24 protein-coding genes are annotated in these 19,399 nt (G+C 53.9%); 5 read left to right on the top strand and 19 right to left on the bottom strand.

Going from position 1 to position 19,399, the window contains the following annotated elements:
* Positions 1-109 precede the first annotated feature (109 nt).
* From QU660_RS02900 to QU660_RS02885, 4 genes are all read right to left on the bottom strand, one after another.
* The gene (locus tag QU660_RS02900; protein WP_304946844.1) at positions 110-994 is read right to left on the bottom strand and encodes a cysteine ABC transporter substrate-binding protein; all 885 of its coding nucleotides are present in this window, start codon (positions 992-994) and stop codon (positions 110-112) included.
* 321 nt (positions 995-1,315) lie between these two features.
* Positions 1,316-2,101 carry an amino acid ABC transporter ATP-binding protein gene (locus tag QU660_RS02895; RefSeq protein WP_304946843.1) on the bottom strand — a complete coding sequence of 262 codons (786 nt, stop codon included), beginning with the start codon at positions 2,099-2,101 and terminating at the stop codon, positions 1,316-1,318.
* 26 nt (positions 2,102-2,127) lie between these two features.
* Complete coding sequence (locus QU660_RS02890; RefSeq protein WP_304946842.1) at positions 2,128-2,829, bottom strand: amino acid ABC transporter permease; 702 nt, start codon at positions 2,827-2,829, stop codon at positions 2,128-2,130.
* Positions 2,810-3,469 carry an amino acid ABC transporter permease gene (locus tag QU660_RS02885; RefSeq protein ID WP_304946841.1) on the bottom strand — a complete coding sequence of 220 codons (660 nt, stop codon included), beginning with the start codon at positions 3,467-3,469 and terminating at the stop codon, positions 2,810-2,812. Before QU660_RS02885 ends, QU660_RS02890 begins: the two co-directional genes overlap by 20 nt.
* A gap of 240 nt (positions 3,470-3,709) precedes the next feature.
* Between QU660_RS02885 and QU660_RS02880 the strand changes: the two genes are divergently transcribed.
* From QU660_RS02880 to QU660_RS02870, 3 genes are read left to right on the top strand one after another with little or no spacing between them, the layout of a single operon-like run.
* Entirely contained in the window at positions 3,710-4,006 is a 297-nt protein-coding gene (locus QU660_RS02880; protein ID WP_443027778.1) for a GntR family transcriptional regulator, read from the top strand.
* 18 nt (positions 4,007-4,024) lie between these two features.
* A complete protein-coding gene (locus QU660_RS02875) occupies positions 4,025-4,711 on the top strand; it encodes an ABC transporter ATP-binding protein (protein WP_304946839.1) in 687 nt (228 codons plus the stop codon).
* A gap of 42 nt (positions 4,712-4,753) precedes the next feature.
* Positions 4,754-5,539: a hypothetical protein gene (locus QU660_RS02870; protein ID WP_304946838.1), complete on the top strand. Its 786-nt coding sequence runs from the start codon at positions 4,754-4,756 to the stop codon at positions 5,537-5,539.
* A 196-nt stretch (positions 5,540-5,735) separates the two neighbouring features.
* Here the strand turns inward: QU660_RS02870 and QU660_RS02865 are convergent, their stop codons facing one another.
* From QU660_RS02865 to QU660_RS02850, 4 genes are all read right to left on the bottom strand, one after another.
* Positions 5,736-6,341: a carbonic anhydrase gene (locus QU660_RS02865; protein ID WP_304946837.1), complete on the bottom strand. Its 606-nt coding sequence runs from the start codon at positions 6,339-6,341 to the stop codon at positions 5,736-5,738.
* A gap of 22 nt (positions 6,342-6,363) precedes the next feature.
* A complete protein-coding gene (locus QU660_RS02860) occupies positions 6,364-7,449 on the bottom strand; it encodes a M15 family metallopeptidase (protein ID WP_304946836.1) in 1,086 nt (361 codons plus the stop codon).
* A gap of 3 nt (positions 7,450-7,452) precedes the next feature.
* On the bottom strand, positions 7,453-8,373 hold the full coding sequence (locus QU660_RS02855; RefSeq protein ID WP_304946835.1) for a ketopantoate reductase family protein: 921 nt from the start codon (positions 8,371-8,373) through the stop codon (positions 7,453-7,455).
* A 135-nt stretch (positions 8,374-8,508) separates the two neighbouring features.
* Positions 8,509-8,964, bottom strand: a complete 456-nt coding sequence (locus QU660_RS02850) for an Rrf2 family transcriptional regulator (RefSeq protein ID WP_304946834.1) — start codon at positions 8,962-8,964, stop codon at positions 8,509-8,511.
* Positions 8,965-9,220: 256 nt separating this feature from the next.
* On the opposite strand from QU660_RS02850, the gene QU660_RS02845 reads away from it, so the two are divergent.
* Entirely contained in the window at positions 9,221-9,589 is a 369-nt protein-coding gene (locus QU660_RS02845; RefSeq protein ID WP_304946833.1) for a hypothetical protein, read from the top strand.
* Positions 9,590-9,662: 73 nt separating this feature from the next.
* On the opposite strand, the gene QU660_RS02840 is transcribed toward QU660_RS02845, so the two are convergent.
* The 11 genes from QU660_RS02840 to QU660_RS02790 all read right to left on the bottom strand — a co-directional run bounded on the left by QU660_RS02840 (position 9,663) and on the right by QU660_RS02790 (position 18,104).
* Positions 9,663-10,232 carry an NUDIX domain-containing protein gene (locus QU660_RS02840; RefSeq protein ID WP_304946832.1) on the bottom strand — a complete coding sequence of 190 codons (570 nt, stop codon included), beginning with the start codon at positions 10,230-10,232 and terminating at the stop codon, positions 9,663-9,665.
* Positions 10,225-10,614: an MmcQ/YjbR family DNA-binding protein gene (locus tag QU660_RS02835; RefSeq protein ID WP_304946831.1), complete on the bottom strand. Its 390-nt coding sequence runs from the start codon at positions 10,612-10,614 to the stop codon at positions 10,225-10,227. The genes QU660_RS02840 and QU660_RS02835 overlap by 8 nt, the downstream gene beginning before the upstream one ends.
* Positions 10,615-10,739: 125 nt before the next feature.
* Positions 10,740-11,852, bottom strand: coding sequence for a DUF5722 domain-containing protein (locus QU660_RS02830; protein ID WP_304946830.1), 1,113 nt, complete (start codon positions 11,850-11,852; stop codon positions 10,740-10,742).
* 99 nt (positions 11,853-11,951) lie between these two features.
* Positions 11,952-12,512, bottom strand: a complete 561-nt coding sequence (locus tag QU660_RS02825) for a histidine phosphatase family protein (RefSeq protein WP_304946829.1) — start codon at positions 12,510-12,512, stop codon at positions 11,952-11,954.
* A 56-nt stretch (positions 12,513-12,568) separates the two neighbouring features.
* Complete coding sequence (locus QU660_RS02820) at positions 12,569-13,096, bottom strand: flavodoxin family protein (RefSeq protein WP_304946828.1); 528 nt, start codon at positions 13,094-13,096, stop codon at positions 12,569-12,571.
* A 136-nt stretch (positions 13,097-13,232) separates the two neighbouring features.
* Positions 13,233-13,799: a hypothetical protein gene (locus tag QU660_RS02815; protein ID WP_304946827.1), complete on the bottom strand. Its 567-nt coding sequence runs from the start codon at positions 13,797-13,799 to the stop codon at positions 13,233-13,235.
* A gap of 175 nt (positions 13,800-13,974) precedes the next feature.
* On the bottom strand, positions 13,975-14,841 hold the full coding sequence (locus QU660_RS02810) for an ATP-grasp domain-containing protein (protein WP_304946826.1): 867 nt from the start codon (positions 14,839-14,841) through the stop codon (positions 13,975-13,977).
* Positions 14,838-15,170 (bottom strand): HIRAN domain-containing protein, encoded by a 333-nt coding sequence (locus QU660_RS02805; protein ID WP_304946825.1) that lies wholly within the window; start codon positions 15,168-15,170, stop codon positions 14,838-14,840. The genes QU660_RS02810 and QU660_RS02805 overlap by 4 nt, the downstream gene beginning before the upstream one ends.
* Before the next feature lie 144 nt (positions 15,171-15,314).
* Complete coding sequence (locus QU660_RS02800; protein WP_304946824.1) at positions 15,315-16,793, bottom strand: ABC transporter ATP-binding protein; 1,479 nt, start codon at positions 16,791-16,793, stop codon at positions 15,315-15,317.
* A gap of 10 nt (positions 16,794-16,803) precedes the next feature.
* Entirely contained in the window at positions 16,804-17,514 is a 711-nt protein-coding gene (locus QU660_RS02795; protein WP_304946823.1) for an energy-coupling factor transporter transmembrane component T, read from the bottom strand.
* Positions 17,514-18,104: an MptD family putative ECF transporter S component gene (locus QU660_RS02790; RefSeq protein WP_304946822.1), complete on the bottom strand. Its 591-nt coding sequence runs from the start codon at positions 18,102-18,104 to the stop codon at positions 17,514-17,516. Before QU660_RS02790 ends, QU660_RS02795 begins: the two co-directional genes overlap by 1 nt.
* A 281-nt stretch (positions 18,105-18,385) precedes the next feature.
* Between QU660_RS02790 and QU660_RS02785 the strand changes: the two genes are divergently transcribed.
* Positions 18,386-19,399, top strand: coding sequence for a helix-turn-helix transcriptional regulator (locus QU660_RS02785; RefSeq protein WP_304946821.1), 1,014 nt, complete (start codon positions 18,386-18,388; stop codon positions 19,397-19,399).

Below are 19,399 nucleotides of genomic sequence, written 5' to 3'. Positions count from 1 at the left end.
CAACTTTTTGGATACAAAATAGCATTGACACGCAAAGAGAGCTGTGGGAGCGTATGCTCCCGCAGCTCTCTTCTCTATATAAAACTCAGACCAAAGCCTGTCTTCTCTGTCAGTTCTTGCTCTCGCCGAGCTCACCGCCCTCCACGACAATCGCGTCCGGATTTGCCGCGTCGCCGAAGACCGGCTTCAGGGTCTCGTCATAGTCCTTGTGGAAGAAGTTCTCCTTGCCAAGCGTGACAATCTCTTCGTTCAGGAAGTTGAGGAGGGACTCATTGCCCTTTGCGACCGCCGCCGCAATCGTGTCGTAATCACCGAGGCTGTCAATGCCGACCTCAAAACCCGGATTCGACTTTGCCCAAGCAATGACCTCGGTGTTGTCGGTCGAGAACGCATCGCCTCTGCCGTCGAGCAGCGCATTATAAGCGTCCGCATAGGCATCGTACTTCTGGAGCTTCACCTCCGGGTGATTCTTCTCAAAATAGGTCTCCGCGGTCGTGCCCTTCGCAATGATCAGGGTCTTGCCCTTCAGCTCATCGACCGAGTGAATCACGGCATTCTCCGGCGAAACCACGCCGAGTGCCACCTTCATGTAGGGTTTCGCAAAGTCAACCTGCTCCGCTCTCTCCTTCGTGACCGTGAAATTCGCAAGGGTAATATCCACCTTGCCGGTGTTCACGTACTCAACGCGGGATGCCGGGTCCAGAGAGGTGAACTCTACCTTGACGCCGAGATCCTGCGCGATGCGCTGCGCATAGACCACGTCGTAGCCCTGATTTACGCCGTTCTGGTCTACGTAGCCGAAGGGCGCCTTGTCCGTAAACACGCCGATGCGGATCACACCGGACTGCTTGATTTCGTCCACCGTGCGGAAGGTCGTCTTGCCTGCGCTCTTACTCTCTGCCGCGCTGCCGTCTGCCTTCTTGCTGCCGCCGCAAGCCGCGAGTACACCGAGTGCAAGTGCCGTCACCGCCGCCAATACCAAAGTCTTCTTCATCTTCATTTCCTCCGTATGCTTTTGTTTCTGCTTCCGTAGTCACCTCTGCCGTAAGCTCTTTCGCTTTTCGCTTCTTCGGGTTTCAAATTCCCCTTGCTCTCTGCTGCGACCACGCCGCTTTTTCTATGTTCTTCCCTAAAACCTGTTCTATATTCTCTTCTATGATCTTTTCGTACTGTTTTCTATGTAAAACACGATGCTTGTTGTCGACTTGCGCACCGCTCAATTGTTTTCACCGAATCTGCTTTCTCTCCTCTTACAGCGATGTTGTGAGCTGCTTACAACATCGCTTCGTGCGCCCGCGGCGGCTTAAAAATTCTCTCATGCGCTCTTTTCTTCCTTTCTGCTTCTCGCGACAAAGCGGAAGTTGTCGAGGAAGGTCCTCGCGCGCTCGGTCTTCGGCGCCGTGAAAAACTCCTCCGGCTTACCGATCTCCACGACTCTGCCCTCGTCCATGAAGACAATACGGTCCGCGACCGCGCGGGCAAAGCTGAGCTCGTGCGTCACAATGAGCATCGTGAGCCCCTGCTCGGAGAGTTCCATGATGACATCCAATACCTCGCGCACCATCTCGGGATCCAGCGCGGCGGTGACCTCATCAAAGAGCATGAGCTCTGGGTGCATCGCAAGGGCGCGCACAATCGCGACGCGCTGCTTCTGTCCGCCCGAGAGCATGCGCGGGTAGGACTTCTCCTTGTCAGAAAGGTTCACGCGCTGTAAGAGTTCCCGTGCTTCCGCCTCTGCCGCTTTCCGACTTCTCTTCTGCACCTTTCTCGGCGCAAGGGTGATGTTGTCGAGGATATTCATATGGGGAAAAAGCTCATAGCTCTGGAATACCATGCCGAGCTTTTGCCGCACCGCAGGAAGCGCGCTCTGCTTGAGATTGCTGATGATTTCGCCGTCCAGACTGACTTCGCCGCCCTGTATTTCTTCCAACCCGTTGATGCAGCGGAGCAGGGTCGACTTTCCGCTCCCCGAGGGACCTAGTATCACGACCACCTCACCCCGGCGCAAATCGAGATCCACGCCCTTCAAGATTTCGGCGTCCCCAAAGTTTTTTCTGAGCCCGCGTATGCTGAGCTGTATGTCCCGTTTTACTTCTTTCATCCTGTGGCCTTCCTTTCAAGCTGCGTTCAGACTGCCCAGCGTTGTTCCAAATAGCGCGCCAGCATGGATACCGGCCAGCACACCAGGAAATATAAGAGAAAAATGACGCCGTAAATCGGCAGCGCCGCCGTGGGATACTGAAAGCGGTTGGCGTCTATGATTTGTTGTCCTGTCTTTAAAACCTCGACCACACCGATCAGGACAATCAGAGAAGTGGTCTTCACCATGCGCGTCACAAGGTTAATGGCGAGCGGCAACAGCCGCCTTAAGGTCTGCGGAATAATCACGTAGCGGCTGCACTGCCCCGCCGTGAGGCCGAGCGCCGCCGCGCTCTCATACTGGTGCTTCGGGATGCTCTTAAGTGCGCCGCGCACCAAATCTCCCATCTCCGCGGTACCCCAGAGCGTGAACACCAAAACAGCGCTGAACTCGCCGCTCAGATTGAGCCCGAACACCCGGGCGCTCCCGAAAAAGACGAGAAACAAGAGAACCAGCTGCGGCATGATGCGAATGAAATCAAGGTAGATGCGGCTCAGCAGCTTGATCACTCGATTTTCTCTTGTCATCAAGAGCCCAAAAAGGATGCCGAGCGGGAGCGAGAGCGCAACCGCAATGAGACTAATCCGAACGGTGACTGCGAGTCCGCCGAGGAGACGCGCAAGGTTGTTGCCTGCGAGCAAGATGGAAAGCGGAGACGCGCTTGCCAATTTAATTTCCAAAGCCTGCATTGCGTAGCCTCCTTTCCAGCAAAGTGCCGAGAAGCGAAATCGGCAGGAGCAGCGCGAGGTAGGCAATCACCAGCATGAAGAGCGCCTCCGTGGTCTGGTAGTAAATGCCGATCAAATCCTTTGTGACATACATGAGGTCCGCGAGGGCAATGCCGCTGAACACCGAGGTCTCCTTGATGAGGAAGATGATGTTTGCGGTCAGCGAAGGCACCGAGACCGCCGCCGCCTGCGGAAACACAATGTAGCGCATGCTCTGTCCGCCGCTTAGTCCGAGGGAGAGCGCCGACTCGGTCTGAATTTTTTCAACCGTGCCGAGTCCCGCGCGAAAGCTCTCGGTCATGTAGGCACCGCCGAGGAAGCTAAGGCCGATTACACCGCAAAGCTCCGGGCTAAGACGTATTCCTATCTTCGGCAAGCCGAAGTAAAGGAAGAAAAGTTGCACGAGCAGCGGCGTGTTGCGCGAAAGCTCCACGTAGACCGTGACCAACTGTGAGAGCAGCGGCATTCGGTAGTAGAGCACCAGGCTCGCAACGAGGCCTATCACAAGCGAAATCAAAATGCCTATGCTCGCGATGGTTAGCGTGAGTTTTGCCGCCTCTAAGTAGAGCGGCAAAAAGCGCTCCATAAACGAAATATCCATGCTCCCTCCTCTCTGCTCTTATCCGAAAAGCTATTTCCTATTTACCTACTTGTGTAGAAGGTTTTTGTATCATAGCATCGCCCGGAAAAGCTGTCAAGCGAAGTTAGTAATTTTTCTTTTCTCGCGCTTGACAATCATTATTTTCTAGTGTACTATCGCATTAGTTAGCAAGTGCAGCACTTACAGAGAGGAGCTTCGATGCAATTTAACGAGTCGCAACCCATATATTTGCAAGTCGTTTTGCAAATCAAGAAGGAGATTGTCACCGGTAAAAAGAAGAACGGTGAAAAATTGAAATCGGGGCGAGACCTCGCCCTGGAGTACCACATTAACCCGAACACGGCAGCCCGCGTCTACCAGACACTCGAGGCTGAAGGTGTCGCTTTCACGAAGCGCGGTCTCGGCACCTTTGTGACCGAAGATACCGCGGTCAATGTGAGTCTCCGGAAGGAACTCGCCGCAGACTTCATCGCCCGCTTCAAAAAAGATATGTCCGAACTCGGCTATACCGAAGACGAGATGCGGGCTCTCATTTGACTCTAAGGAGGTCATTTCATGCTGGAAGTTAAACAAGTGAGCAAGAGCTTTGGCAGCAAGTTGGCATTGCGGGATTTTTCCTGCACGCTTGAACCCGGTGAAATCTACGGTCTGCTCGGCGCAAACGGCAGCGGTAAAACCACACTGATGAAACTCATTGCAAATCTGATACTCCCGGACCGGGGACAGATTTTGCTGGACGGCCAAGAGGTCAATTATCGGAGCCGCGAGCACATTGCCTACATGTCCACCGAGCCCTACTTCTACTCCTATATGAAGATACGGGACGTGGGCGAGTACTATCAGGACTTCTTTCAGGATTTCTCGATGGAGACCTTCCGCGAGATTATCGATAAGTTCGAGCTACGCCCCGAGCTCCGCGCAAAGCAGCTCTCTTCGGGTATGATGGCCAAGCTCAAGGTGGCGGTCACCATGGCGCGCAGTGCCGATGTCATTTTGCTCGACGAGCCCTTGAACGGCATTGACCTAATCGCGCGGGATCAGGTCATGGAGCTCATCATCTCCCACGCGAGCAAGGACTCCACCCTCCTGCTTTCGAGCCACCTGGTTGAAGAGATGGAGCGCTTCATTTCAAAGGCTATTTTTGTAAAGGACGGCGACATGGTGGCCTCGCTGGATGTCGAGGACCTTCGCATCAAAGAGGGACTCTCGCTCGCAGAGAAGTACCGTCAGCTGCTTGCCTAACGCTTTCATTGGTTGCCCAAAGAGGCAGGAAAGGAATTCCATATGCTGAAACTCATGAAATACGAGTGGAAGAAAAGCATCTTCGTCAAACTCTTATTGCTAACCCTCATCGGCGTCGGAGAAGTGGTCTATTTGGTCAGTCTCTTCTCCGGCAACATCTATCGGAGTGATTCTATTCTCTTCATACTGAGTGTCACCATTCTGTCGCTCGGGCTGTTTCTCGCTCCCATTGTGAGCATCCTGCAAAATCTTTCGACCTTTCAAAAGGAGCTGAACAGCAAGGAAGCCTACATGCTCTACCTGACGCCCCACAACAGTTTTGAGATTCTGGGCACCAAGTACGCCATGAACTTTATCGAGATTTTCTTCTGGGCCTTCCTCGCCTCTGTCATCTGTGTAGTGGACGTACTCCTGCTCACCAATGCCTTTGTAGGACTCGGCTCATATGAGGTCCGGGAAGGTATGCAGCGCTTTGTGGAATTGATGCTCTCTCCGGAAACCCACTCGACCATGATACAGCTCACACTCTTTTTCCTCGCGGGACTCCTGCAGTTTGAGAGCATCGCACTGCTCGCCATTGTCCTGCAGTCGACCTTCCTGCCCGGCAAGCGCTTCGGCGGTGTGATTACCGTGATTCTCTACATTGCGCTCAACTATTTCAGCGGTGCATTGCTCCTTCACATTCCCTTCTCACCCAAACCGATGCTCCGCTTCGGCATCAACTATATCTCGCCGCAGACCATAGGCATGGTGCTTATGAGTATTCTGCTCTCTGTCATCTACTTCATCCTCTCGGCCATCCTGCTTGAGAAGAAGCGCAATATCTAAAGCAAGTCAAACACACGGTGGCGATCCGAAGATCGCCATCAAAAAAAGATCGACGACTCCCCCCTTTGTCGCCGATCTTTCTTTTTTGTTGTTTCATTAATTTGTAGTGCGATGGATTTGCAGTTCTCTAATCTGTCTGCTGTCTGTTTTGTCACCTCTTGATTTGAACGCCCTTGCTTCCGTAAGTTCTCCCGAATCACTCCTCCGAGAAACTTACAGCGCCCGTTCTTATGTCATAGACCCCGGATATAACCGTGAGCGGCAATTCGGGACAGTACTCGTGTAAGCAAGCCGCAAGATCCGCCGCCTCCGCCTTCGCATTGCGCTCCACCGCGCGCAGAGCTACGGTCTCCGTGCCGATGCCGGCGCGGATTCTCTGTCCCATGTGCGCGAGCGCGCCCGAGAGCTCTTCTCCGGAGAGCGTTGCCTTCACGCCGCCGCAATCGCTGTGTCCGAGCACCAAGAAGAGGCGCACGCCGAGATCCTGCGCCGCATACTGCGCCGAAGCGAGGATAGAGTTTCCGAGCACATTGCCGGCGGCGCGCGTCACAAAGAGCTCGCCGAGCCCCGCGGAGAAAATAAACTCCGGTACCACACGGGAGTCCGAGCAGGTCAGGATGAAGGCGTAGGGACGCTGCCCCTTGGTCGCGAGCTCATCTCTTCGCGCCGCGTCGTGTGCCAAGTTCTGCGCCTCACCGCGCACAAAGCGCGCATTTCCTTCTTTCAGGCGCTGAAAGGCCTCCGCAGCCTCGCGATTCTCTTTGAGACCTTCGTCTCGATTCCCGTTCTGATTCTGATTCATCATTGTTTCCTCAAAGCAAAGTTCAAGTTTCCCAAGTCTTTTCAAAGCGGTCCGGCGAGACATAGAGTTCTTTCAGCTTTGCCGTCCCGCTGCCCCAGTCCGAGAGTTGGAAATGCGGCATGTCCACAATCGACTTCCAGTCGCCGCCCCACTCGAGCCCGAGCGCCTTCCCCATGGCTCCCACCTTTTCAAAGAAGCGATCCCCGTTTTCATAGGGCGGCTTCCCGTCGTCCCGGCAAAAGTCAAAGGCCGTGCCCCACTGGTGGTGTGAAGAATAAGAAGAACCGCGCGCATTCGTCACAATGCTGCCACCCGCCGTGCGCCCGAGCGCGTAGAGCGCATCCTGCTCTTCCGCGGTGCGAACTTCCTGCGTAATGCGTATCGGCAGCCCGCGCGCCGCACACTGCGCAATCAGCTTTTTCTGCAGGCGCTTTAGGCGCGGATGCAAGCGGCTCACATTGTGACCGCCGGGTGCGGGTCTCTCCTCGAGGCAGACACCGTCCCGATCCGCCCGATAGCGCTCCCCGTTCCAGGACACGGCTTCGGAGACCGCCATGCTCCCATCCGCCTTAAAGTAATAGCTCTTTCCCTTATAAGAGCGCATCTGGTTCCGCGCCATCTCACCGTTGCTGCGGAGAAAGTACCACTTGCCCTTGTCCTTAACCCACTCGTAGACCGCCATGCTGCCGTCCTCGTGGAAAAAGAACCACTTGCCGTTTATCTGCTGCCAACCGGTCAGCATGAAGCCGTAGGCGTTTTTCGCCTCGCCGGCCTTACGATCGCTCTCCTGCTTCAAATAGTACCAGCGCTCTTTGATCTTTTGCCAGCCGAGCTGCATGCTGCCGTCAGTGCCGAAGTAGTACCACTTGCCGTCAAGCTGTTGCCAGCCCGTCAAGGTATAGCCGTAGTCATTTTTTGCCTCGGTCGGTTTGCGGTCTGCCTCCTGCTTTAAATAATACCAACGCGCTTTCTCCTTCTGCCAGCCGAGCTTCATATTTCCCGCCGCGTCAAAAAGGTACCACTTGCCGTCTATCAAGGTCCAGCCGGTGCTCAGAACGCCGCTCTCGCGGTACTGCCAGGCACTGCCCTGCTTTTCCCAGTTTCCCATGGCTCACTCCACGCCGCGCGACTTAAGGGACTCAATCACCTCATCGTAATAGGGCGTCTCGACCCCGTAGCGCTTCCCGAGGCGCTGCACCTCGTAGATCAGGCCGTCCGCCTCTGACTTTTTCCCCGCCGCGACATCCTTCTGGAAGGATGTCGTCATCTCCTTCGCGAGGCGATCCACCACGGCAAGGCAGTCCTTTTCGCCGAAGCCTCCCATATCAATTCCCATCTTCTCCGCAATTGCAAGCACCTCCCGCACAAGCCCGCGGTAAAAGTTTCGGTACTCGCCCTCGCGCTGCAAATGCGCCGCCGTGATGTAGAAGTAGGTGCCGACCGCACCGTGCGGCGAGAGGTAGGCAAATTTTTTCATGCAATCGCGGCGGATGTTCTCGCTCAGCACGGCTTCTACTCCCGCCTTTTCGAGGTCCGCCTGAATGTCTTTTAGCACTGTACGCGCTTCCGCCTCCGTCCGCGCACCGTAGACCACGCGCATCAGCTTGCCGAGCTGACGAATTTTCCCCGGCTCCTCCACATTCGCCATCACATAAATGCAACCGTCCGTGACCAGCGGCTTCTCCAATTTTTTCTGTAACTTCTCTCCCGTCCCGAAGACATTACAGAGCGGGATAATGACCGTGTTTTCCGTGGCGACGCGCTCCAAAAACGGCAGGACACTCTCGATCGAATAGGACTTTAAGGCGAGGAAGATGACATCCGGCGTCTCGTGATAACCCGCCTCATCGAAGGCAGCGACCGGCGCCAGGGTTTCTTCGCCCTCATCTCCCACAATGGTAAGTCCCTTTTTCTTCAGCGCCTCCAAGGTCTTTCCGTGTGCCAGAAAACTCACCGAAAGCCCCGCGCGCTGCAAGTATGCGCCGAGCGTGCCGCCGACACCGCCCGCGCCGATGATCAAATACTTTAACATATTGTTACTTCCCCTCTCTCCCCGCGAAACGCCGCGTTGATTTTTCCTTTCGCTGTCTTATGTCTTGTGTTTCTCTCGCTTCTGATTCAAAGTCGGAAGCCCTCTCGGTAAAAGCAAGCGTACCTGCATTTCCGCTCAGGCAGTTTCACAGCTCCCCTGAACGGCATCGAGACGCAGCAAATCCCGGTGAATGTCCTCGAGCGTATACTTCCGCATCTCGGCCTCCATGGCACTTTGAATGTCGGTGAACTTATTGTCCAGAATCTTATGGATGTTCTTTCCGACCGGACAGTTCGGGTTCGGATTCTCGTGGAAGCGAAACAGCGCCCCGCGCTCCACCGGCTCAATGGCCGCATAGACATCGTAGAAGGAGATATCCTTCAGCGCCCTCTCGAGGGTGATGCCACCCGTGCCGCGCGCAATGCGAATCAGTCCGGCGCGCCGAAGCTGCGACAGAATGTTCCGGATGATGACCGGATTGGTCTGTATGCTGCTCGCCAGAAAGTCGCTGGTCATTTTGTGGGTCGCCTGAAACGCATCCACACAGGCGAAGATGTGAAGGGCAATGCTGAAACGACTGGATATTTGCATGGCTTCTCCTTTGCGTCTGAAATCACATGTTCTTATTTTAACGCACGGCAGCTGTAAACACAATCTTTACAGAGTATCATAAGCCTTCGCGGGCGTTTCCACAGACTTCTTACCGAAACTTACGGTTTTTGTAAGAAACACGTTCAATTTTCTCCTATTTTTTTTTTGCAATAGGTATTACAATAAATACAGATAACTAGGGTTCGTTGCACTATTTCGGTACCGGATAACCCGAAGTTTCAGAAAGGAGCAAAGCATGTCAAGAAACCGTATTTTATCTCGTGTTTATTTTGTGAGCCTCCTCAGTGTATGCTGCATGTATTTGTGCTGGTGTATTTCGCTCATCCCTCTGCAGGCCTTGGCGCAGCCCATTCATTTTGTGGAACAGTGGCTCTTTGTTCCGATGCTTATTTCCGGGCTAATCACTTTTTTGTTTGACAAAGACAAGTGGTTCACCGGTAAGTTCACCAAGAATTATCATACCAGCGAACAGTGGAAAGATTTGTATCCGCGTACCTATCGCCTGGAAAAAATCACGATTTATCTCGTGAGAAATTCCTGGAAGTATTTTCTGCTAATTTTTCTGCTCTACTGCATCCTTTACGGAAGCGGAATTCTCAAATAAATAAAACACGGGTCGGAAATACAGTTCTTATATTTCCGACCCGTGTTATTTTTATGTTCAAAATTTCCGCACTTCAGCCGAGAAGCTCTTTTGCCCGCCGCAACACGGGAAGTTCCCGCTGCGCGAGCAGGCGCCCGAGACGGCTGTTAAGGCCTGCCTCGTACGCTACCACGGCCTCTTCATAGCGAAGTTTTATTGTCTTCAGATGAAACTCCTCTTCTTCATCCCGAGTGAGTTTGGTTTCGCCGAAGGACTTTACCCGGCAGAGAAAATAGTGGTTTAAGTTGTGTCGATGCACGAGATTATAGTAATCGCTGACCAGCCCGAGCTTACAGAGTATCTCGACCTCCGCGCCGAGTTCTTCTTTGAGTTCCCGCCGTATTGCCGCTTCCGGCGACTCCCCTTCTTCCACGCCGCCGCCGGAAGTCTCAACCAGCGTCACGGCTCCGAACTCATCCGACCGGTCCATACGCACAAAATAGTAATTCTCTTCGTCATCAATCACAATGGCTCTCGCAATCTGCCTGTCGTGATCCGTGTAAGTAAGCGGCCACTCCTTGTCCTCAAACTCCAGATAGAGTCCTTCATTTCCGCTCTGTTCCGCTCTCAGTTTCTCAAATTTATCTTTTTTATCTTCATGCATCGTCTTTCTTCATCCCCTTTCCGCTGTGCGGTTTCGGTCCCGTCAATTCGTAACTCAGCGCAAGCAAATCGGCAACGGAAGCATCGAGTTCCGGCATTCCGAGGCGTATGCTGAGCCACTTCTCCTTGTTCATGTGATAGGCGGGAAAATAGCCCGCCTGCGTGCGGAGCGAGGCAAGCAATACCGGGTCGCACTTCACATTCAGGAGTTCTATCTCCCCCGTTTCCCTAAGCCCAAGTTTCGAAGCGGCAAGCTTCAAAACCACAGCGTACCACTTTTCGTTGTCCTTCCGCCGGAGCACGGCATTCTCATCCTGCCAGGGATAGTCCGGCGCGGTGCCGTAACGCTTTTCGGCGAGCGCAAACAATTCTTGCCTTGTCATGGTTAGCTCCCCCTAAGATTCGCTCCGCTTATCATACCACCAAGCGGAGGCAAAGGTGACTCTTTCGAAACGGAGACAAAAAAATGCCCCGGCGGTGGAGAGCCGTCGGGGCGAAAAATTCTTTTTTACTGCAAATTCTTATACACTTCCCACGCGAGTTTCTTGCTCGCCGGAATCTCATCGCGGCCTGCGCTCTCGTTCCGTCTCCAGAGTCCGAAGGCACCGCCTGCCGCGACCTGGGATGCTGCGTCGACCTGGCGGGACAGGTACATGCCCTGAATGTAGGGATTCTCCTTCGCAATGCGATAGGCCTCGGCAATCGCAGCTGCCTGTCGCGCCTCGCCGTTCTCGACGGAGGAGGTAAAGCCCATCTCGGTGAGGAAGAGCGGTCTCACCTCACCGCTCGGCGTGCGCATATCCGCGGTCTGCAGATAATCCGTGAGCACGTTGATGTTCTTCATATTGATGTTCGGCGTCGTGTTGATATCTGCCGAAATGCCGTCATCGTCCTGAAACTCGGGCTTCGTGAAGAAATGCACCGGATACGGATGCCAGGCAATGCCGTAGTCCGTGTCGCGGAGCTTATTATTCAGGAGCGGCAGATACTCAGCCGTCGGGTAGCAGCCGGGCTCTCCGGTGGTTGCCTTCCAGCGCATGTCAAAGGGAATCAGCACCTTTGCCTCGGGATTTACCGCCTTAATCTCCTCGTAGAAGATGCGAAAGGCCTTGGCATAGCTCTCCGCGTGCGCCTGCATGTCCATCTCGCCGTTATAGTCCCAGTGAATCGCATCGTTCACCTCGTTGCCGATGACCCAGTTGGACACGGAGTTCTTATAGCGTGCCGCAAGGCTTCTCGCGTAATTCCGAACCGCAGCCTGACCCTCCGCGCTTTGCACATTGAAGCCGTAGGTGCCGACGCCGGCCACCGGTGCGCTCGGCATCATACCGGCCGGGGCACCCGGGCGGTTTATGACTATCATGGTCAGGGTGACACCGTTTTGCGTGCAATACGCCGCGAGCGGATCGAAGGTATTCAAATCCTGATCGGTGCCCATGTTCACAACGACCTGCTTCACACCGAGGTTGCCGATGTCGGCAAGCATATCCGCCGTCTGCTGCGACAGGAGCAAGCCCTTCTTACTCTGCGGCTGCTGATAAAACGCCAGTGCGGGAACCGCGCTTCCCACCGTTAAGCCCGCTGCCAGTAGTGCCGCGAGCACTGCCTTTGCTTTCTTCATTGATACTCCCTCCGCTCGGATTTCTTATGCTTTCATTAAGATATCCTTAAGTGTACTGTCTGTCAAGCGCAACCGAGCATTTTCCCCCGGTTCGGGCTCTCACACCCCTTCGGGGAAGCTGTAGGCGCGGAGCGCTGCATTCCGAATTCCGAAGGATGCGAATTCCTCGTTTTCCATGTCGCGAAAATAGGACTCCACAATGCGGGAGATGCCGTTGTGCGCGACCAGAAGATAGCTTGTCTCCTTCTCTTCCCTGAGCTCATCCAGGAGATTATAAATCCGCTGTGCGACCCGCATCATGGATTCTCCGCCGCCGAAGCTATCGATAAAGTTCTCCTTGGCGCGCTGAAAGCCTTCGCCGTCCCGGGCTGTGCCCTCCCACTTGCCGAAGTTCTGCTCCCTGAGTCTCACATCCACCGCAAGCGGCAGTTCCAGTATGTTCGCAATCTCCTCTGCGGTATCCCGCGCGCGGCTTAAGGGCGAACACAGCATGCGGTCAAGCTTTAACTCTCCTGCATCCATGCGCGCTCTCAGTTCGCGCCCGATGGCGCGCGCCTGCTCCCTGCCACGCTCAGTCAAGGGACTCTCGGTCGCCCCGCAGATTTTATTTTCGACATTCCAGACCGTCTCGCCGTGCCGCACAAAATATACCTGATGCATGCTTCCCCTCCGCCTGCTTTACAAGTTGCTTTCCGTTTGCTTTGCCGATTCGCGTTTCAAAGTCCCTTCCCGAGTTCATACGCCTCTTTGAGCGCCGGGGCATCCTGCATGGCCCCTTTATAGCTCATATTGGGGGCGGTAATAACGCCTTGATCCTGCCAGTTTAAATAGCCGCAGATATTTCGGTACATGGTGAGGACCGCCTCGTAGACACCGTCCGAGCCGGAATTTAAGAGGAGCGCTGTCTTATGAAAGTGAAAGCCCCGCCTGCCTCTCGCATAGAGGCGGTCAATTAAGGCCTTGGTCTGCGCCGTGACATCAAACCAGTAAATCGGCGAGGCGAGCACCAGCATATCCGCTCGGTCAAGCTCCGCCAAAATTTCTTCCATGCCATCCTTCTGCGCGCACACACCGTCGTGGGAAAAACAATACTGACAACCGAGACAGCCCGCAACCTTCTTCTCGCGGAGGTTGATGAGGCTTCCTTCGTGTCCGGCTTCCCTCGCACCGCGGAGAAAGGCCTCTGCCAGCATTTCCGTATTCCCCTTGGCTCTCGGACTTCCGTTCACCACAACAATCTTCATCTCTTCTCCTCCCGGCCGATTTCGCTTGCGCCTTTCAAACATTTTATTCCGCAAACTTTAATTATAGCGGATATCGCCCCAAAGGACAATTTGTTGTAAGGCGTTGTTTTTTCATCACTTTAGGAGAATCAGTCCCTTAGTTTCCCGTGAGTTGCAGCTCCTCTGCGTGTTCTTTCATACCTGCGATTGCAATTTCCGCGACCTCTTTGATGTCCATACCGAGCATCTCGCAGCCTTTCAAGATAATCTCGCGGTTACACTTTGCGGCAAAGCCCTTGCTTTTAAACTTTTTCATGAAGCTCTTGATGTCCATGTCGCCAATGCCGTTCGGGCGCATGCGCGCTGCCGCCTGAATAATGCCGCTCAGTTCATCGACCGTGTAGAGACTCTTCTCCATCTTGCTCTTCGGCTCGACCTCGTTCCGGTGCCCGTAGCCGTGGCTTAATATGGCGCGCACATCTTCCGCAGGCACGCCCTCTGCGAGCAGTTCCCGCTCAGTGTGCAGAAGATGTTCTTCCGGAAACTTCTCATAGTCATAATCGTGGAGATAGCCGACCGCCTCCCAGTGTTCCCTGTCCTCCCCGAAATGCGCTGCCATCGCACCCATGCAAGCCGCTACATTCGCCGCATGCAGCTTTAAATGCGCCTCGGAGACCATTGTGTCATTGATTCGTTTTGCCTCCGCAATCGTCAACTTTTCCATGCTGTCGTATCTCCTCTCTTCCGCTTTTGATTGGCCTATCGGCCTGTGAATCTCTTTCAGTTTAGCACAAGAGGCATGCAAATATGCGCCCGAAGCATAGCTTTTCGGGCGCAACGCATATTGTGGTAAGGAGAAAGCTCTGCCTAATTGTTTCGATTAGCGCAAAGAACTCGTACTATATCTGATTTTCATTCAGCGCCCGATAAAGCTTTCGATAAAAGCTCGCTGCATCCTCCCCCAAGGCAAGCCCGGAAACCGAACCGTCTCCGGATTCCAGTATCGTAAAGCTTCCGTCGGACAGTTCTGCGTAATCCAGGGTGTAAAAAACGCTGCCAAGCTTCCGGTAGCGCTGCACCAATTCTGTCGGCGGCTCCGCTACCTTGCCCTCCTGCCCGGAATTACGGCTTATGCAAATCGGCTCATGGTTCACATAAAACACGCGGTACTCGTTGGTCCTGCCTTCATAGCGCTTTAAGTCCAGAAACTCTTTGATGCAGATTCCGCCTGTCAGCAAGTCGCCGCGGTAACGGTAAAAAAGCTCCATCCATACATTGAATGCTTCCTGCGAGCAGTTCTCGTCAAAATAGGCAGGGAACTCGCTGCCCTTCACGGACTTCACATAGTCTTTCACCAAGAAACGAGGAAACACCTTCAGACATGCCCCCACATCGATCTCGGTATGCAGCGGAAATGTGAGCATACGCGCGGTGTTCGGTAAAAGCTCCGGGTACACCCGTGGAAACAAATGTAATTTCTCGTACATCTCGGGCGTTGTGAGCAGTCGTATCTTCTGCGAAAGCAGCTCCCGGTAAAAGACAGCGTATTGTTCCGGTTTCATCATCCAGCCGCGATAAACAGCTGTGATTTCCCGCTCAGGAACGTCACTGAGCCTAAGTCGCTGTTCCCGAAACCAGGCTTGGTAGTCGAAGACCACTGTCTCAAAACCGCCTGCCAAACGCGCCGCGCGATACTCTTCCGCAAGATCTTCATCCGCCTCTCGAGGATTCAGAAAGGAGGAGGGAAACAAAATCACTTCGGTCACGCCTTTTCCCTCTGCTCTTGTTTGTCTCCTTCTTCTCCCTGCACAAGCGTGCAGAGCACTCCCTGCGGCAGGACATAGAGCACTTTCCCCTCCGCAGAGTCTCCGATTTTATCGTAGAGTCGCCCTGCGCTGTAGCTGTCTCCGATTACGGAGTGCGGACTGTTCGCGACATAGCCCACTTTCCCGAGCCCCTCGAGCTCCACGCGGATTGCCTCCTTATCCGCCTTGTTATCCGGCTCCTTGTTGAGTTGAAGCTTCATCTCCGGCTTAAAGTACTCGTTTCCGTAGTAGTAATTGGTTCCCGTAACGGTGAAATAGATCGGATTCATCTTGCTGCCTCCTCTGCTTTTCTTATGTTTCCAGTCTACCACCCCGCCTGTCCCAAAAAACGGACACAATCAAAGCAAAAAGCGGACTGCCTTTCAACAGTCCGCCGGTCCGCTTTTTGCTCTCAACTTCGCCGTAATTCAATCTTAGCTTTCCGAGCTGTTTCCTCTATCTTTTGTTTCCGCTGTGCGCTTCCGAAATGTCTCCAAATCAAGGCATTCCGTCGCGACCTCCTGTAAAAAGGCGGTGTCGTGAGAAACCACAAAGAGAATTCTGTCCTCCCGCTGCTGCTGTTTTAAGAGTGCCGCGATGCGCAGCATGTTTTTACGATCCATACCGCTGGTCGGCTCATCAAAATAGAAAAAGTTCGCGTCCTTAAGGAGACAGGTCGCAAGCGCCAGTCTCTGCTTTTGTCCGCCGGAAAGACTCATGGGATGGCGCTCTTTGCATTCCGCGAGACCGAGCGCCTGCAATAGATTTTCGATTTCGCGCTGCGCTGCCTCTTCCGCTGCCTTTTCTCGCCTCTCCCCCGCTGTCTTCTCTCTCAGGCATCTCCCCTTCCATGCGAGCAGCAATTCTTCCTCGACCGAATCCGTGAACAGCTGACTGTTGACATCCTGCATGACCAGGGCAGAGCGTGATATGCGCTCACGCCCGGACAGCGGCTTTCCCCGAAGCGCGATGCGACTCTTCTTCGGCGCCTCCAATCCCGTCATTGCGCGGAGCAGCGTGGATTTTCCGCAGCCGTTTTCACCGACGATGCCGTAGATTTTTCCGAAGGAAAAGGAGACCTGACTGAGTTTCAGTTCTTCGCCTCGCCGGAAGGGGCAGCAGAGCGTTTCCACGGTCAGCTCTCCCTCGTTTTTCCACGCGGGAAGCCGAAGCACGGGCTTTTCCCTGCTCCGAAGTCCCATATCCGCAAGCACGTCTTCGGAAATGGAAAGAAATTCTTCCCGCGAGAACGCCCTGGCTATCTTCCCCGTCTCCAAGAAAATCAGGCGATCCATGAGTTCCGTCAGGTAGTGGAGCCTGTGCTCCGCGATGAGGAGGGCTATGCCCCTTTCCTTTAACATCGGCAGCATTTTCTTTAACACCGCAATCGAGGCCTCGTCCAGATTGGAAGAGGGTTCATCCATGACAATGAGCTTGCAGCCCGCGAGGTAACAGGAGGCGACCGATAATATCTGTTTTTCTCCGCCGGAGAGCGCAAAGATATTTCGCCCTAGGAGATGTTCTATGGGGAATATCTTCAGCAAATCCTCCATGCGCCTGTCCATCTCCGCGCGATCAAGCCCCATATTCTCCATGTAAAAGAGCAGTTCCAGCGTTGTATTCACATTGAAAAAGTGTGTCTTCGGATTCTGAAATACACTCGCGATTTGCAGCGCAATCCGATAAATCGGCAGGGTTTCGATACTCTCCCCTTCGAAGCGGATATGTCCCTTTCCTACGCCCTGATTATAGTGAAAGGCTAGGCCGTTGATCGCGTGAATCAGCGAGGACTTACCACTGCCGCTCTCCCCTGTGACCACCAGGCACTCCCCGGCTTTCAGAGAGAGGGTGATGTCTTGTAAGACCGGCTTCCCCTCCCCGTAGGAAAGTGAAAAATTCTCTATCTCAAGCATGGCATCCCTCCTAGCGCAACACAATCCAGCCGAGCAGCATGAGCCCGCCCATGGAGAGCGCATATACGGCATCCACCGGCTGTAAGCGCGCTGTCGTGTATCTTGTCTTCGGCACCGGATTCTCGATACACTTACACTCCGCCGCATTTGCGATATCCTCAGCGATGTTGGAAGAGATGATGAGCAGCGGAACGGTCACATACTCGAGATAGCGAAGCGGATTCCGCGTTCGGATTCCGCGTATCTTCATGGCCATCGCAATGTTACGCCGCTCCTCGGCAAAGGACGGGAAAAAGCGGAACATCACCGCGACCGGGATGGAGATGCTCTGCGGAATGTGCAGATAATCCATGGATGCCAGTATGCTCCCCACATCCGAAGTCTTCATGAGAAAACGCCCGCTCGCAACGGGAAAGTAGACAAGCCGGAGCATATAGAACACGGACAGGAGCATTTTTAAAACAATGGGCAGGGCATAGAGCTTCGGAAACCCCGGAAAAGCGCAGAGCAGTGCAAAGATGACTGCGTTTTGCACCGCGCTTTTCCGGTCGCCGTTTAAGAGATAAAAGAGCGAAAGCAAGAAAACAATGCCCCACTCCGCGAAGGGGTGGAGCGGATGTACTAAGCTAATGCCCAAAAATCCCATAACGAGCAATTTCGTTATGGGATTCGGATTGAAAGGACTTTGCAGACTTTCCCAGGGTTTTGTTTGCCGCTCCATCAGACAATGCCCGCCTTTTCAAAGTGTTTTTTTAAGAGTTTGCGCCCGAGAAACGCGCCGACAATGCCGCCGAGCACGGCGCCGAGGTATACGAGCCCCATGTTTCGGACACTGATTAGTTTTTCAAGGGCTTCCGTGTACTCTCTTCCCATCTCCGCCTCGGTGAGCTGTAAATAACGCGCCTTCATCACGAGCATTTGCAGGAGGGAACTGCAGAGAATGGTCGCCATGACCACATAGGCGAGCATGTTATAGCGAAGAGAGCGGTACTTTCCGATACGCCGTATGCCTTCCGCGACCAGCATCGTAACAAGCGCTACGCCGGGCACCAGAAGTGTATGTCCGAAGAGAAACATAATAATGGGTGTAATCATACCGAAAATCACAAGCGCCCAGGGCTTTTGTACCTTTGCCATAAAAAGCAGGACAATGGGGCCTCCCACCACGCCGAACACCATCGGATAAAGCAGATAGAGAATCGGTACCACGCCCATCATGCCGACCGCAAACATACAGACAAAATAAATCACGCCAAACACGCCTATGGTCACCAAATCTCTGACTTCCAGTCTCGTCTTACTCTGACTCATTTATACCCTCCTCTTGTTTTGCAAGCCCGCTGCGTCTAAGCTGTTTTGGTCGATTTTTTGATAACTTAAGTCAAGGGCTCGCAGTAATTTGTGCGATTTAACTATATGTTAGGAGTATATAACTCCGCTTTTTCCGTGTCAACCGGCGCCGCAATTTCTTTTTTTTCCCTCTTTTTCTGTCCGGAAAAACGGACCGGATTCTTCCCTTGCCCCCTTGCTTCTGCTATATTGAAAACAGAAAAAACCGCAGCTATGTGCGGCTCGCGGAGGAGGGAAAATCTATGGCAGGAAATGAGCGGCGCGGGGAACATCAGAAGCAAAAGCTCCTGTATCTCGCCAAACTCTTTACGGAGGAGACCGATGCGCAGCACGCGCTCGGCATGGCGGAAATCATTGAAAAACTCGCAGACTGCGGCGTCAACGCCGATCGAAAGACCCTGTACCTCGACTTTCAGGAACTGCAGGACTTCGGCATGGACATCGAAACCGTAAAAGCCGGTCGAAACACGCTATACCGCCTCGCGTCGCGGCGTTTTGAGCTCCCGGAACTGAAGCTCCTCGTGGACTCGGTGCAATCGGCCAAGTTTATCACAGACAAAAAATCCAAGGACTTGATTGCTAAGCTCGAAACACTGGTGAGTAAGCACGAGGCGAAGCAGCTGCAGCGCCAGGTCATCATCGCCGAACGCATTAAGACCATGAATACCAGTGTCTACTACAATGTGGATGCCCTTCACGAGGCCATCAATGCCGGCTGTCAGGTCCGCTTTCAGTACTTTCAGTGGAATCTCAAAAAGGAGATGGAGCTCCGTCGAAACGGCGCTTGGTATCAGATTAGTCCCTGGGCTCTCGTCTGGGACAGCGAGTACTACTATCTGGTCGCCTATGAAGCCGAGAGTCGTAAGCTAAAACACTACCGTGTCGATAAGATGAAAAGGATCTCCGTGGTCGATGCTGCGCGAGAGGGCCTGGAGAGCTTTCGTCAGTTTAATACCGCCCGCTACGCAAAGAGCCTCTTCGGCATGAACGGCGGGGAAGAGACCGTGGTCACGTTGGAAGCGAAGAACGACATGGTCGGTATCCTGATAGATCGTTTCGGAAAAGAGATTCCGATTATGCCGATTGACGACGAGCACTTTCGCTGCCGTGTCACCGTCGCGGTGAGCCGCCTCTTCCTCGGCTGGATCATGGGACTCGGCGGCGACATACGCATTGTCTCTCCGCCCCAAGTCGTTGCCAAAATGACGGACGAAGTACAGCGCCTCGCCGCGCAGTATCCGCAAAAGAAGCCCTGA

The organism is Stomatobaculum sp. F0698, from assembly GCF_030644385.1.
In the GTDB taxonomy this organism is placed as follows: domain Bacteria; phylum Bacillota; class Clostridia; order Lachnospirales; family Lachnospiraceae; genus Moryella.
This window is presented reverse-complemented; position numbering and strand designations above follow the sequence as displayed.

Coding starts and splice junctions, on each gene's coding strand:
- QU660_RS02900 (WP_304946844.1), bottom strand. CDS start 994: ATGAAGAAGACTTTGGTATTGGCGGCGGTGACGGCACTTGCACTCGGT.
- QU660_RS02895 (WP_304946843.1), bottom strand. CDS start 2,101: ATGAAAGAAGTAAAACGGGACATACAGCTCAGCATACGCGGGCTCAGA.
- QU660_RS02890 (WP_304946842.1), bottom strand. CDS start 2,829: ATGCAGGCTTTGGAAATTAAATTGGCAAGCGCGTCTCCGCTTTCCATC.
- QU660_RS02885 (WP_304946841.1), bottom strand. CDS start 3,469: ATGGATATTTCGTTTATGGAGCGCTTTTTGCCGCTCTACTTAGAGGCG.
- QU660_RS02875 (WP_304946839.1), top strand. CDS start 4,025: ATGCTGGAAGTTAAACAAGTGAGCAAGAGCTTTGGCAGCAAGTTGGCA.
- QU660_RS02870 (WP_304946838.1), top strand. CDS start 4,754: ATGCTGAAACTCATGAAATACGAGTGGAAGAAAAGCATCTTCGTCAAA.
- QU660_RS02865 (WP_304946837.1), bottom strand. CDS start 6,341: ATGAATCAGAATCAGAACGGGAATCGAGACGAAGGTCTCAAAGAGAAT.
- QU660_RS02860 (WP_304946836.1), bottom strand. CDS start 7,449: ATGGGAAACTGGGAAAAGCAGGGCAGTGCCTGGCAGTACCGCGAGAGC.
- QU660_RS02855 (WP_304946835.1), bottom strand. CDS start 8,373: ATGTTAAAGTATTTGATCATCGGCGCGGGCGGTGTCGGCGGCACGCTC.
- QU660_RS02850 (WP_304946834.1), bottom strand. CDS start 8,964: ATGCAAATATCCAGTCGTTTCAGCATTGCCCTTCACATCTTCGCCTGT.
- QU660_RS02845 (WP_304946833.1), top strand. CDS start 9,221: ATGTCAAGAAACCGTATTTTATCTCGTGTTTATTTTGTGAGCCTCCTC.
- QU660_RS02840 (WP_304946832.1), bottom strand. CDS start 10,232: ATGCATGAAGATAAAAAAGATAAATTTGAGAAACTGAGAGCGGAACAG.
- QU660_RS02835 (WP_304946831.1), bottom strand. CDS start 10,614: ATGACAAGGCAAGAATTGTTTGCGCTCGCCGAAAAGCGTTACGGCACC.
- QU660_RS02830 (WP_304946830.1), bottom strand. CDS start 11,852: ATGAAGAAAGCAAAGGCAGTGCTCGCGGCACTACTGGCAGCGGGCTTA.
- QU660_RS02825 (WP_304946829.1), bottom strand. CDS start 12,512: ATGCATCAGGTATATTTTGTGCGGCACGGCGAGACGGTCTGGAATGTC.
- QU660_RS02820 (WP_304946828.1), bottom strand. CDS start 13,096: ATGAAGATTGTTGTGGTGAACGGAAGTCCGAGAGCCAAGGGGAATACG.
- QU660_RS02815 (WP_304946827.1), bottom strand. CDS start 13,799: ATGGAAAAGTTGACGATTGCGGAGGCAAAACGAATCAATGACACAATG.
- QU660_RS02805 (WP_304946825.1), bottom strand. CDS start 15,170: ATGAATCCGATCTATTTCACCGTTACGGGAACCAATTACTACTACGGA.
- QU660_RS02800 (WP_304946824.1), bottom strand. CDS start 16,793: ATGCTTGAGATAGAGAATTTTTCACTTTCCTACGGGGAGGGGAAGCCG.
- QU660_RS02795 (WP_304946823.1), bottom strand. CDS start 17,514: ATGGAGCGGCAAACAAAACCCTGGGAAAGTCTGCAAAGTCCTTTCAAT.
- QU660_RS02790 (WP_304946822.1), bottom strand. CDS start 18,104: ATGAGTCAGAGTAAGACGAGACTGGAAGTCAGAGATTTGGTGACCATA.
- QU660_RS02785 (WP_304946821.1), top strand. CDS start 18,386: ATGGCAGGAAATGAGCGGCGCGGGGAACATCAGAAGCAAAAGCTCCTG.